Origin of the sequence: Actinomadura sp. BRA 177, assembly GCF_013372625.1 — a bacterium.
In the GTDB taxonomy this organism is placed as follows: domain Bacteria; phylum Actinomycetota; class Actinomycetes; order Streptosporangiales; family Streptosporangiaceae; genus Spirillospora.
Genome location: NZ_JABXFD010000657.1, coordinates 1 through 485, shown reverse-complemented (window position 1 = coordinate 485; position 485 = coordinate 1). Strand labels below are relative to the sequence as shown.

At 68.9% G+C, this 485-nt stretch carries 1 protein-coding gene; it reads left to right on the top strand.

Annotated elements, in window-relative coordinates; all coding sequences use genetic code 11:
• Positions 1-339 (top strand): ATP-binding protein (locus HUX53_RS36705; RefSeq protein WP_255205985.1); only part of this gene is annotated, 339 nt, incomplete at its 5' end.
• Positions 340-485 lie beyond the last annotated feature (146 nt).

Below are 485 nucleotides of genomic sequence, written 5' to 3'. Positions count from 1 at the left end.
GAGATGTGTATAGGAGCCGGCGCCGCCCGCGAGGTCGCGGCGGCCGTGGCGGCGGCGCTCGACAACGTCCGGCGGAACTGCGGCGACGGCGCCCGCGCCTGGGTCCTGCTGGAGGACGGCGAGGGCGAGGTGACCGTCAGCGTCCGCGACGACGGCCCCGGCATGCCCGCCGGGCGGCTGGACGAGGCGGCGGCGGACGGGCGGCTCGGCGTCGCCCAGTCCATCCGGGGCCGCGTCGCCGACCTCGGCGGCACCGCCGCGGTCTTCTCCGCGCCGGGCGAGGGCACCGAGATCGAGTTGACGGTGCCCCGGAGCCCGGACGCCCGTCCTAGGGTGTGAGCGTGGGCCTGCGAGGCACTGTACCTTCTACAACTCTGACGCTGCCGAAGACGAGGGTAGTGGTGATCGCAGTAGAAGACGACTCATGATAAACAAGTATATCACAACAATCTACTACGATGCTACACACATATAAGATGAACAGA